Source organism: Mesorhizobium waitakense (genome assembly GCF_056431085.1).
Genome location: NZ_JBWKME010000106.1, coordinates 1 through 12,200 on the forward strand (window position 1 = coordinate 1; position 12,200 = coordinate 12,200).

Consider the following 12,200-nt stretch of genomic DNA (forward strand, 5'->3'; position numbering starts at 1 on the left):
GACGATCGAGGCTGAGCGTCTAGCGAGAGATGCCAAGACGGCGCGACTGCGAGAGCAGCGCCTTTCTGTGGAAGCATTGGTCGAAAAGCCGGCTCCGGTCAAACGTCGGCGAGGCGTCGCGGCCTGCAGATGACACGCTAGCTCCGCAGACAATCGTACCCGGCACGGCCAATCGGCCACTGGCGTGCCCGATCACCGCACCGGCTATCGCGCCGACTGCACCGCCAACGACCGCCCCTTGCACCGGATCGCCAGCCACGGCGGCGCCAATGGCAGCACCTCCCAAGCCGCCAGCGCCTTGTTCAGTGCGGGAGCATGCCCCTAGCGGAATGAGCAAGCTCAAAATGAGCAGGGTTTGTTCTCTCCTGAGGCCTTAATTAGCCGGGGAGTAAATGCCACACGGAGTTTTTCGATCCATCGACAACTTGCCCCTCATTGGAGACTATCACCACACCATCAAATGGCACAGCTTAGTCCACAACGATTGGGCTGAAGCAGCCCACAGCGCGTTGGGCACGTCAGGTCAAAGCACTACTTTGGCGACGTTGTCTTTGTATTCGTCTTTGGGATCGAACCCGAGCAACATCTTGATCCCTGCCATTACGCTCGATCCATCCAGCCAAATCTCTGCCTCCCGCGGATCGAACCGTAGCAATGCTAACCTCGGTTATTTTTCGCCGTAAAGAACCAGACCGGACCACCATTTCCGTCAGTCTGTGCCGTCATCGGGCGAGGAACGACCTGAGAGTCATCGAGCCCGATCATCATCGTCATATCGGACTTCAGGGATGCCCAGAACTGGGTTTCGAGTTCGGCGGAGGTTGGCATAGGCGTTTCCTTTTTCGGATTGGCGAAAGGGGACAAACGACCGTTTAGCTCGTCAGTTCCGAGGGAGGCCGGCGATTAATGTGAAAACGTTCGGCACGCTCTGATGCTGTTCGCCGTAGGCATACTCGGCCGCCGATTGCTGTATTACAATGAGATCGACGACTGCAGCTGAACAAACAGATCGGCAAGCGACCAGTTCACCTGGCTGCGACGCAGGGCAGAAAATCTGGCAAGCCCAGCTCGTGAGGACGCCGCGCGTGCTGACGCCAGCCTCATCACCGTACGGGCGAGGAAAAGCGATTTCTGACAGCTCGTGCCAGTCGATAGACATCGCCCTCCGGTGCCCACCGCAAGAGGCGGGGCTTCCCAGGGGACAGGCACAGATGGAAATATTGTGCGAAGGCAGGAACCGTACGCGATTGGCGAAGTTCAACTCCAAATAACAGGAGTGAAATATCGTGAACACGTCAGACACAAACGACTTCATCGGATCGGGGCCAACCAACGAGAATGAATGGCAACCTGATGCCAACCGGGCCGGCAAAAGCAAGGAAGCGCTCGGCAAATTGAAGACAAGCGCGGCCGAGACCGCGACTCACCTCAAGAGCGCTGCGGCGTCGGTGTCGAGCGACGCCAAGGATTATGCCGGCTCAGTTGCTGCCGATGCCGCTGGTGCGTTCAAGGAAGCGGTCGAGACGAACAAGACCGCCGGCGCCGATGCGATTGCCAACATCGCGCACTCCGTCAAGGAGGCCGCTGACGGGATCGAAAAACAATCGCCTCAGGTCGCGAGCATGGTGCGCAGTGCGGCCGAGGGTGTGGAACGAATCTCCACCGACGTCAGAGATCGCAACGTCGGCGAACTGCTCGACTCCGTTACCAAATTCGCGCAGCGCCAACCGGCGGCGTTCTTTGGGGTCGGGATCCTCGCCGGCGTGATGCTCACCCGCATCATGCGAAGCTCGGATCGTTCCTGAGAGGCTTGCAGATGGATGATGGTATCGATCGTCGCCCCTTCAGCAGCATCGTCATCGAGGCGCTTGAGAAATTCGCCTCGTTGATGCGCTTGGATGTGCGCCTGCTTAAGGCGGAAATGAAGAGTAAGACTTCGACAATCGTCTCGTCCGGCGCATGCGGGATCGCGGCCGTTGCCCTGTTTATTCTGGCATCGTTCGCCATGGTCCAATTCCTGATCTTGGTGATGATCTATCTTGGCATCAGCGCCATATTGGCCTGCCTGATTGTTGGCGTCGTCTTGTTTGGCGGAGGCTTGCTCTCCCTTTACCTGGCGAAGCGGGCGCTTATCGGATGGACTATCACTCCCATTGAGACCGTAAACCAGGTGCGCAGCGATCTCGCTGCATTGAAGCAGGGGATCGGCTATGGCACCACGCAACGATGACCTCCGCGAGATTATGGCGCAGAGCCGGGTCGAACGTCAGGCCCTGTTCGGGCCTGTCAGTGAAATAAGCCGCCGCGTGCAGCCCAGGCATTTGGTCGACGTGACTACCCGGTATGCCAAGGACAAGGTTGCCGGGGTCGTGGGTGGCGTCTCAGATGCCATCAAAGAAAACGGCGGCACAGCGGCTGCGGTAGCACTCGGCGCGGTGGCGGTATTTGATGCCGGCAGAAGAAGTGCTGACGGCCGCACACCGCCAACGAACCGCAATGGATTCCCTTGGGCGAGCGAAACACACGTGGGACGGAGAGGCCCGGGCGGTGCGACCACTCCAAGGGTGCAACCCTCGCGACAGGCCGTCACCAACGCAGCTCGGACCAAGGTGCTCGCCGGATCAGTTGGAGGGCTGTTGATTGGCCACGTGATTGGCCGGTCGTTTGATCCAACCGCAACAGAACGTGAGCTGTTCGGGAAAACGTCGGGCGAAGTCCAGGAGGTAGCCTCCGAATTTGTCAGTCAGCATTTGCATGGCGCAAAGCTTGTAGCGGCCCAAGCCTTCGGTTTCGCAAGATATTCCTCCGCGTTCCTGGCGATAATGGCGGCGGTGAGCGATTATTTCGGGCGCTCCGAGGGCAGCGGCGATCCACCCACCTGAGCGCTCACGCTTCCAGCAGGATTTGGTCAGTATCGGAAATCGAGGGAGTGCCCAGCACTTTTCGCCTCAGCCGCACGGCAGGTTGTCCACAAAGAGTTCCGATCCAATTCCTGAACCCACGTCGGGCGCGCCAAATCGGAACATTGAAAGTTCCAGCGCATTGATACTGGACGCCATTGCAAATGGCTACGGACGCAAAATGCGACCCTCGATCACAAATGTATGGGCCTTGGTGAGAGAAAGCGTAGTCGGCTTCGTCAACGACAATGCCCTTAGCCATGGGGCGGCAATGGCTTTTTACGCCGCCACCTCCCTGGCCCCAATTTTGCTAATTGTGGTCGCTATTGCAGGCCTCGTTTTCGGTCAGGATGCGGCTCAATTGGCTTTGTCCGCGCAAATCTCGGGGCTGATGGGGCCAGAAAGGGCAGATCTTCTTCAGACCGCGCTGGAGAGCGCCTCGAGCAGATTATCCGGAACCTGGGCCGCGGTGATCGGAATTGTGACGTTGTTGGTGGCCGCATCCGGCGTCTTTGGCGAAATGCAGCAATCGCTAAATTCGATTTGGAAGGTCGAACCTCAGGGGAGTTCGTTGTCGCGTCTAGTCCGGGCCCGTGCAGCAAGTCTGGGTTTGGTCGCTGCGCTGGGTTTCATGTTGCTCGTGTCGCTCGTTGCGAGCGCAGCGATCACGGCACTGGGAACCATCATCAACGCTCACCTGCCGTTTGGCACAATCGTCCTCGGCATGATCAACGCGGTCGTCTCGTTTGTGCTGATCTCGTTGATGTTCGCGGCAATCTACAAAGTTTTGCCAGATCGAACCCTCGAATGGCGCGACGTAGGGATTGGTGCTGTGGCGACGGCTGCCCTGTTCACCCTCGGAAAATCACTTATCGGCTGGTATATCGGCAGTAGTGCGATCGCATCCTCGTATGGGGCCGCCGGTGGACTGCTCGTCATACTCCTGTGGGTGTACTACTCATCGGAGATCTTTCTTCTCGGCGCCGAATTCACTCGCGCCTATTCCGTTCGACACGGCAGCAGGTCCGATCTGGACGCGCTGGTTCACAGTGCTTCGCCCGCAAGAGACGTCCCATTTCGTGCAAAGAAAACGTCCAACTCTGCTGGCGTGGTGGCGTTGTTGGCGGTGGCGTGCGCGAGCGCAACGATGACCGCGCTTATGCTAGGTCTTCGCCGCCCCTAGGCGGTTGATCATCTGATGGTTTGTTCCTCTAGCAAGCGCCGCATTGCCAGGGCATTCCTTGGCGCAAAGCCCTCATAGTCGTTGTTGAAATAAACCCAGGCTCTTTTTGCCCCACTGGCGCGGATCTTGTCAGCCCATCCGCTTAGTTCGTCTCTGGTGTAATCATGCCGGTACCAGCGCTCTGGACCGTGGAGCCGCACGTAGACATCCTCGGCTGTACGCACCAGGACATCCGGAAGACGAGGGCCGCTGCATGAGCAAAAGATTGCGCCTGTATCCCGAAAGGCCGAGTATACGGTCTCGTTCCACCAACTGGCGTGACGAAACTCCACCACATTGCGCCGGGCCGGGTCGAGTTGGCCGAGAATGCCGTGCAGTCGTGCCTTAGTGAAATGGTAACTGGGCGGGAGCTGGAATAAAAAGCAGCCCATTCTCTCGCCAAGGATATCGGCGATCATTCCAAAATCCTTTACGAGGGTTTTGGTCCCCTTGAACCTCTTGATGTGGGTAATCATCTCACAGACTTTTACCGTATAAACCAAACTGCTTTTACCGGGTTGCCGAAGCCAGCTTTTGACGTTTGTGATGGTTGGCCATGAATAAAAGGATGCGTTGATTTCGACAGTATCGAATCGTCTCGCGTAGTAGTTGAACCATTCGCTTGTGGGCAGATCTGTCGGATAAAACTGTCCCCGCCATTTCCAGTAAAACCATCCCGAGCACCCGACATAGGCATATGCCTGCAAACACGACACGGTATCACGCTCTGCAATTGCCCCGGCCAATCGGGCGGTATGCATCTTGTCGGCACGTCCAACGTTTTCAATTCGCTGCTTCCCTCTGCGCAGCCTACGCAGCTCACGGCGCTCCTCGGGTCCAAGTGCTTTCCGTTTGATGGCTTCCGAACCCATGAAATTAGCCTTTCCGCCTTTAACGCGGGGCACGGCCGGATGGCTCCGTGGCAACTGGCCAAAGTGGCGCAGGGGCGGATCGCTGCCATCGGGGTACGGATCTAAGTACAAAGTCTGGTCTTGATGCGACGATGCGACCAGCTCTCGAAAACGCCAGGCCGCCCTGAATGCGTGCGCTGATGCCGCGTTCAAGAAACCGAAACGAAGCTCAATGAGCTCTACAGGCAGATCGAAGCTCGCCTGAAGGACGACGCGGATACCAAAAGCGACCCTGGCCGCGTCCCCGGGGGTATCGGTAGAGAAGAGTCGAACCAACAACTTCAACGCGACTTCGTTGAGGTGTTGTTCTCCCGGTTTGCCGCGTAATCGATAGTGAAGGTTCCCTCGGCAACGCGACCGCCCTGCTTCACGTTGAAGATTGTTACCGTCGTGGTCAATCCCTTCTCGTCTATAAGGCTCCACTTGCGTAAGTCGAGATTTTTCCTGTCAAACACCATAGAGATATTTGAATTACCGAAGGATGATTTGTCAGATAGTTTAATAATTATCAGATCGCCTTCCTCCCTGATGCTTTTGAGCCGGCTCCCGGAGAGGTCGACCTTATTGTCGAGTAGCAGCTTGAGTGGCGTCTTCGAGAGCGAATAAAGCCGCGAGGTCTTAAGCTTCTTATTATAAACGACTACCGATTTGCCATCGGCAATGACGCTGATCCCCGATTGGCCGGCGTAGTTGAATCGGATCTTGCCCGGGCGTTGGAGAAAAAACCTGCCACTGGTCCGTTCCGCCTTTGGGCCGGACTGGACGAAGTCCCCAGACATGAATTTTATTGAGGAGAAGTGATCGGCAATCGCCTGCGCGTCTACCGGTGCAGCCGGGAGCGCAGTTGTAAATCCAAGATTTGTCGCGGCAGCGCCGACCATGACGAAACACCAACCACGCAGTCTTTTCCTCTTAGAGACCATACCATTGTCCAAGTTCACCTAGCAACGCGCCTACTGGAGGCCCTCGTCAACCGACTCCACCGTTTCGTCTTTGAAGATAACCTTTGTGCCCTTTTGCACCTCAGAAGCGAGGTCTTCAGCATCCCAATTGGTCAGCCGGATGCAACCATGTGAGAAGGTCTTTCCAATCTTGCCCGGTTCGGGCGTACCGTGAATGCCGTAGCTTTCGATGGACAAATCAATCCATACCGATCCGACCGGATTATTTGGCCCGGCAGCTATAGTGAATGGGCGGTTGGTCTTAACCCCCTTGAAGGCGAAGTCAGGATCGTAATGATAGGTCGGGTTGTGCACCACGCGTTTGACTTCTGCCTGGCCGCTCGGCGCCGGCTTCTCTTGGCTCCCGATCGAAGCGGGGTACACGGCAAGCACTTTGCCGGAAGAGTCGAGCACGCGAACTTGGCGAGCGCTCTTGTCGACCTCAACTCTGGCAATAACCGAGGGAGGATCGCCTCGGGCGATAGCTGGCACCAGCAACTTTGCGCCGGCAACCCTGAAGCTGATGCCGGGATTGAGCCTTTCGAGCAGCTGTCCGCTGGTATGGAAGCGTTCAGCCATCTTTTCCACCGCATTGTGATAGCCAAGCCTAGGCAGGCGAGCCATTCCTTCCATGCGAGCCGGAATTCGCTTGGTAAACGGTCCACGCACATCCTTGCGTGTCAGCTCGTAGGTCACAAGGGCCGGGCTTGAGGATGTTGCGACTAGCTTGTCCCAAGTCTCCCGGGTGAGCTTGCCATCGGCGGGCAATCCGTTCGCCGCCTGAAATGCCCGGACCGCCTTGGCGAAGTTCTCTGCTCCGCGGCCGTCGATCAAGCCCGGCGAGAACCGCGCGCGATCCAAAAGGATTTGCGCCTTCAGCACGAGAGGATTGACGCCCTTCGCTTCGCCGTCGTCGAATTGGGCATTGTTGACGGCGGCTCGGTCCAGCTTCGCCGCCTCTGTCCTGCCGCATGCGAGGACGAGCACAGCGGCTGCGACAAGAACGGGCCTGATCATCAATGTCACTCCTGGAGCTGCACGAGACTGCTTCTATGACGCTGCACGGGAGATCTGGTTCCATTCCCTGGAGCTAAACATTGTCGGTCACGATACAGGTCGCTGGCCGATGGGGCTTGCCCTCACCCAGAACTCGCGCCGGTTGACGCAAGAGATCTCGACTGGGCCTGTCCCTTTCTTGCTTCCGACAGTGCTGCAATCGACGCGGAAGTGGCGGCTTCGATGCGGTGGTCGCAGTTTCCCAGTAAAAGGTTTTGATCCATTGCTTGTCCGATTCCAGAGTTGGTCGAACCAAATCTCGCCCACCGCGTTGAAACTCGCGTTGCGTCATCAGCCGGGGCATTTCCATGACAAAGGGCGAGCTTTCCACCTACAGGGCCAAGCGGGATTTCACCAAGACGAAAGAGCCCAGCGGCGCAAGCACGATCGGGAAATCTAACCGGCTTCGATTTGTCATTCAGAAACACGCGGCCACGCGGCTGCACTACGATCTTCGCCTTGAGCTTGATGGTGTGTTCAAGTCGTGGGCCGTTACCAAGGGACCGTCGCTGGATCCTCACGACAAACGTCTCGCAGTCGAGGTGGAGGACCATCCGCTAGACTATGGCGACTTCGAAGGCACCATCCCCAAGGGCCAATATGGCGGTGGCACCGTGCAGCTGTGGGATCGGGGATACTGGGAGCCGGAAGGCTCTATGTCAGCTGAACAGGCTTTGGAAAAAGGCGATCTTAAGTTCACGCTCGACGGTAAGCGCCTGCACGGAAGTTTTGTCCTTGTGCGCATGAAGCATGATCGCAATGGAGGCAAACGCACCAACTGGCTGCTGATCAAGCATCGCGACAAATACGCGACCGATGGCAATGGCGACGCGGTGCTGGCGCAGGACCGATCCGTCGCCTCTGGACGAAGCATGGATAAGATTGCCGCGGGGAAGGGTGCCGGACCGAAGCCATTCATGATGCAAGGCTCAGGGGTGGCCGATGCGGATGCCCTGTGGAACGGCAATCGCGGCCATGCTGCTGACGAGCGCGCCGCCAAGCCGTCAAAGCCATTTACGCGCCCCGAACGAACTTCTCGTGCTTCGGCGGCGAAAATGCCCGACTTCATCGCACCGCAGCTGTGCCAGACGCTTTCCCGGCCGCCAGCGGGAGCGAATTGGGTCCATGAAATCAAGTTCGATGGCTACCGCGTCCAGCTGCGGGTCGAGGATAACGCCACCACGTTGAAGACCAGAAAAGGCCTGGATTGGACGGAGAAGTTTGGCGCCATCGCAAAGGAGGCGGCCAGCCTTCCCGATGGCATCATCGATGGCGAGATTGTCGCGCTCGGCGAGAATGGCGCGCCCGATTTTGCCGCCATGCAAGCTGCATTGTCCGAGCGCCGCACAAACGATCTCATCTTCTTTGCCTTTGATCTGTTATTCGCCAACGGCGTTGATCTGCGAAAGCTGCCTCTCTTGGAACGCAAGGAGCGACTGGGTGCGATGCTCGGTAAGGTCGAGCGCGGCGAGGAAAATCTTATCCGCTATGTCGAGCATTTCACCAATGGCGGCGATGCGGTGCTGCGCTCCGCCTGTCGTCTGTCGCTTGAAGGCATTGTCTCCAAAAAGGCTCATGCAACCTATGTCTCGGGCAGGACCGACACCTGGGCAAAATCGAAATGCCGCGCCGGGCATGAGGTCGTCATCGGCGGCTGGGCCACCACTAATGGCAAATTCCGATCGTTGCTGGTCGGCGTCAATCGGGGCGAGCATTTCGCTTACATCGGCCGTGTCGGAACCGGATACAGCGAGGCAAAGGTCAAGCAACTGCTGCCAAGGCTGAAGCAGATGCAGGCGGTCAAGTCGCCATTCACTGGCGATGGCACGCCAAAAAAGGATTCAACCGTCTTTTGGACAAAGCCCGAACTGGTTGCGGAAATCGAATTCGCCGGGTGGACTGGCGGCGGCAATGTCAGGCAGGCCGCCTTCAAAGGCTTGCGCGAAGACAAGCCCGCGAGAGAGGTTGAGGCCGAGCGACCCGCTGATCCTCAAAAGACGCAGATTGCCGAACCCGCCAAGGCAACTGCCCGGAGTGGGAAAAGCCCGGTCGTCCTGGGCGTCGTCATCTCCAAGCCTGACAAGCCGCTGTGGCCGAATGCCGGCGACGGTGGCCAGCCGGTCACCAAGCTCGATCTTGCAGAGTACTTTGAGGCCATTGGCCCCTGGATGATCGAACATCTCAAAGGTCGCCCCTGTTCGCTTGTCCGAGCCCCTGATGGATACGCCGGCGAGCAGTTCTTCCAGCGCCACGCAATGCCAGGCACGTCGAATCTGCTGGAGTTGGTGACAGTCTTCGGCGACCACAAGCCATATCTTCAGATTGACCGCGTTGAGGGCCTGGCCGCGATCGCCCAGATCGGTGGCCTGGAGCTGCATCCCTGGAATTGCCAGGCCGATCATCCTGAAATTCCCGGGCGACTTGTCTTCGACCTCGACCCTGGTCCGGAGGTTGCCTTTGCCGAGGTGGTAGCCGCAGCGAAGGAAATGCGCGATCGTCTTGAAGATCTGGGCTTGGTGAGCTTTTGCAAGACGACGGGCGGCAAGGGCCTGCACGTTGTCACCCCATTGGCCACCCAGCGTAACAAAACGACATGGCCAGAGGCCAAGGCCTTCGCGAAGGCGGTGTGCATGCAAATGGCGGCGGACCGTCCAGACCTCTATCTCGTCAACATGGCCAAGAAGCTGCGGACGTCTCGGATCTTTCTCGACTACCTTCGAAATGATCGTATGGCGACAGCCGTTGCACCGCTGTCTCCCCGCGCCAGAGAGGGTGCGCCTGTATCGATGCCGCTGACATGGGGGCAGGTGAGGGCGGATCTCGATCCGAAAAAATATACCGTCCGCACCGTGCCGGGCCTCCTGAAGAAGACCGTCGCCTGGGCGGACTATAATGACGGCGAACGGTCGATCAGCAGTGCCATCAAACGGATGGGTTCAGCAAAGCTCGCCGCATGACATCGAAAAATGTGAAGCCGCTTTTTCGCCTTCCGTTAGATACTGCGCCGATGGAGGCAAAGGCTGCCGACGCGTTGCCTGCTAACACCGGCCAATGGCAGTACGAACCCAAATGGGACGGGTTTCGCTGTCTGGCCTTCAAAGCTGGCGATGAGGTGGACTTGCGAGCAAAATCAGGCAAGCCGCTCGGCAGATATTTTCCGGAAGTCGTCTCGATGTTGCGTGAGCTGAAAGCCACGGAATTCGTCGTCGATGGCGAGATCGTTATCGAAGTCGATGGCTCGCTTTCTTTTGACGCGCTCCAGATGCGGCTGCATCCGGCAGAAAGCAGGATTCGAAAACTGTCGATGGAAACCCCGGCCAGACTGATCTTGTTTGATGTCCTGGCCAGTTCCGGTACCAGCTTGATACATCAGCCTTTGTCGGCACGGCGCGTAGCGCTGGAGGCGTTCGTAAAGTCGGTTGAAAGTATCGGCCTTGAGTTGTCGAGCTGTACCCAGGATTTGGCGACTGCCACGAAGTGGCTCGGCGACTCGGGCCAGGGGTCAACGGATGGCGTCGTCGCCAAGCTCATCAATGACGAATATCGGCCTGGCGAGCGCACCATGGTCAAAATCAAACGCCTACGCACTGCTGATTGCGTGGTCGGAGGGTTTCGCTACCTGGCGAACTCGCGCGAGGTCGGCTCCTTATTGCTTGGTCTCTACAATGATCAGCGCAAACTCGACCATGTGGGATTTACATCGACAATCGCACAGCAAGACCGGACAACGCTAACGCGACGACTTGAGGCTTTGCGAGCGCCTCCTGGCTTTACAGGCAAGGCGCCCGGCGGCCCCAGCCGCTGGAGCACGGAAAGAAGCGGACAGTGGGAGCCATTGCGGCCAGAGTTGGTCGCAGAAGTGCGTTTCGATCACGTGACCGGGGATCGCTTCCGGCACGGCACCAAATTCCTTCGATGGCGGCCCGACAAGAATCCGGAGCAGTGCACGTTCGAACAGATCTTGAAAAAATGAAGCGCTCGTCTTGCAACGAGTATCAAGTATCAAGTATCAAGTATCAAGTATCAAGTATCAAGTATCAAGTATCAAGTATCAAGTATCAAGTATCCTGGCATCCGCAGAGAGCGCAAGATCATTTGTCCGGTTGCTGCTGCGGGACTGGAATTTCCGGCTCCAGTGGCTGCGCGTCGATGGGGGTGGGGCTCTCGGTCATGTTCGAACTGCTCGGCCCACTGCAGATCCATCAAACTCGCGCCGGCCGATCCAGAGTTCGTAGCCGGGTATGATGTCGCTGGGAGCAAGATCGAGAGCGCCGAGCGATATCTCCGCCTCGTCACCCCGTAATGAAGTGACACGAGATCCGCAATCGGGGCAAAAGCTTCTTCCTTCAAACGTCTTGAGTTCGCCGGCTCCCTCATAGGTAGATCGCGGCCAGACTCCAAAGAAGTTGAAAAGCACTGCCGCTTGCACGTCTGCAATCCTGACAATGGCAAAGGCCAACGCGGAGCGGAGCGCCTTTGACCGAGAAGCGAATCGCACCACAGAGGCAACCCCCGTTGCGAATGTCATTCCCGCTCATATCAGAGCTCGCTTTGGAGGATCACGGTTCTCATCGGGCTTAGGCACGGCAGCTCATCGGGCAAAAGATCCGGGTCGGGCTCTCGCACGTCAGGTGTCCAGGTCGGCGCATCCACCGGCGGTTCTTCGCTTGGCTCAGGTTTGGGCGGCATGGCTACGCTCCGGGTTTGCCGGTCGGGCGAGGGGTTTTGCCGGCCATGGGCCGAGCGTCGCTTTGTCTATCCGGGAAGCGGTCTGCGAGAGGGCGTTTATCTTTAGGCGGAGCGCCAGCTGTCTCGGGACTGGATTGCCCTTGCCCCGCGCCTTCGCCGCTTGGGGCTTTTCGCTCGATTTTGGCGCCGGCCGTCTCCGGCTCTTTGACAATTGCATCGTTGAGATTCTTGATCTTCGCCATTCCGGTTGCCTCCTTTGCTGGCCAACGACCGGCCGCAAGGAATGTTCCATCTGAGGCGGAACTGACAGCGAGCGGGGCTGTTATCGGTCATCACACGGGAGGTCGAAAATGTCTGGCAATCAAAACCATCGCGAAACCGGTGCAACAAAATACCCGGGCAAGACCGGTGCCGACCCGTCGGATGCATTCTCCCAGGGCGCGGCTGGCAACAAAAAGCCCAAGACAGGGGTTGGGCTGAC

The 12,200-nt window shown here is 58.0% G+C and carries 11 protein-coding genes and 2 pseudogenes; 6 read left to right on the top strand and 7 right to left on the bottom strand.

The genetic code is table 11. The annotated features are described in order from the left end of the window. Window positions 1–178 precede the first annotated feature (178 nt). Window positions 179–352 (bottom strand): annotated as a pseudogene (locus tag AC07FD_RS23510) (glycine zipper domain-containing protein); the annotation flags it as partial. A 305-nt stretch (window positions 353–657) separates the two neighbouring features. Next, window positions 658–828, bottom strand: a complete 171-nt coding sequence (locus tag AC07FD_RS23515) for a pyridoxamine 5'-phosphate oxidase family protein (protein ID WP_478351771.1) — start codon at window positions 826–828, stop codon at window positions 658–660. 458 nt (window positions 829–1,286) lie between these two features. On the opposite strand from AC07FD_RS23515, the gene AC07FD_RS23520 reads away from it, so the two are divergent. The 4 genes from AC07FD_RS23520 (at window position 1,287) to AC07FD_RS23535 (ending at window position 4,083) form a co-directional block, all read left to right on the top strand. Then, complete coding sequence (locus AC07FD_RS23520; protein ID WP_478351772.1) at window positions 1,287–1,805, top strand: hypothetical protein; 519 nt, start codon at window positions 1,287–1,289, stop codon at window positions 1,803–1,805. Window positions 1,806–1,816: 11 nt separating this feature from the next. Then, window positions 1,817–2,230, top strand: a complete 414-nt coding sequence (locus AC07FD_RS23525; RefSeq protein WP_478351773.1) for a phage holin family protein — start codon at window positions 1,817–1,819, stop codon at window positions 2,228–2,230. Next, window positions 2,211–2,882 carry a hypothetical protein gene (locus AC07FD_RS23530; protein ID WP_478351774.1) on the top strand — a complete coding sequence of 224 codons (672 nt, stop codon included), beginning with the start codon at window positions 2,211–2,213 and terminating at the stop codon, window positions 2,880–2,882. Before AC07FD_RS23525 ends, AC07FD_RS23530 begins: the two co-directional genes overlap by 20 nt. 199 nt (window positions 2,883–3,081) lie before the next feature. Then, complete coding sequence (locus AC07FD_RS23535; protein ID WP_478351775.1) at window positions 3,082–4,083, top strand: YihY/virulence factor BrkB family protein; 1,002 nt, start codon at window positions 3,082–3,084, stop codon at window positions 4,081–4,083. A gap of 8 nt (window positions 4,084–4,091) precedes the next feature. Here AC07FD_RS23535 and AC07FD_RS23540 read toward each other — a convergent pair whose 3' ends face one another. From AC07FD_RS23540 to AC07FD_RS23550, 3 genes are all read right to left on the bottom strand, one after another. Beyond that, a complete protein-coding gene (locus AC07FD_RS23540; protein ID WP_478351776.1) occupies window positions 4,092–5,318 on the bottom strand; it encodes a DUF72 domain-containing protein in 1,227 nt (408 codons plus the stop codon). Continuing rightward, a complete protein-coding gene (locus tag AC07FD_RS23545; RefSeq protein ID WP_478351777.1) occupies window positions 5,315–5,914 on the bottom strand; it encodes an outer-membrane lipoprotein carrier protein LolA in 600 nt (199 codons plus the stop codon). The genes AC07FD_RS23540 and AC07FD_RS23545 overlap by 4 nt, the downstream gene beginning before the upstream one ends. Window positions 5,915–5,986: 72 nt before the next feature. Beyond that, window positions 5,987–6,991, bottom strand: coding sequence for a L,D-transpeptidase family protein (locus tag AC07FD_RS23550; protein WP_478351778.1), 1,005 nt, complete (start codon window positions 6,989–6,991; stop codon window positions 5,987–5,989). Window positions 6,992–7,338: 347 nt separating this feature from the next. Between AC07FD_RS23550 and ligD the strand changes: the two genes are divergently transcribed. Then, entirely contained in the window at window positions 7,339–9,987 is a 2,649-nt protein-coding gene (ligD, locus tag AC07FD_RS23555) for a DNA ligase D (RefSeq protein WP_478351779.1), read from the top strand. Beyond that, the gene (locus tag AC07FD_RS23560) at window positions 9,984–11,003 is read left to right on the top strand and encodes an ATP-dependent DNA ligase (RefSeq protein WP_478351780.1); all 1,020 of its coding nucleotides are present in this window, start codon (window positions 9,984–9,986) and stop codon (window positions 11,001–11,003) included. The genes ligD and AC07FD_RS23560 overlap by 4 nt, the downstream gene beginning before the upstream one ends. Before the next feature lie 195 nt (window positions 11,004–11,198). Here the strand turns inward: AC07FD_RS23560 and AC07FD_RS23565 are convergent. Beyond that, window positions 11,199–11,568: pseudogene (locus AC07FD_RS23565) on the bottom strand (GFA family protein). 153 nt (window positions 11,569–11,721) lie between these two features. Then, entirely contained in the window at window positions 11,722–11,961 is a 240-nt protein-coding gene (locus AC07FD_RS23570) for a hypothetical protein (RefSeq protein WP_478351781.1), read from the bottom strand. Window positions 11,962–12,200 lie beyond the last annotated feature (239 nt).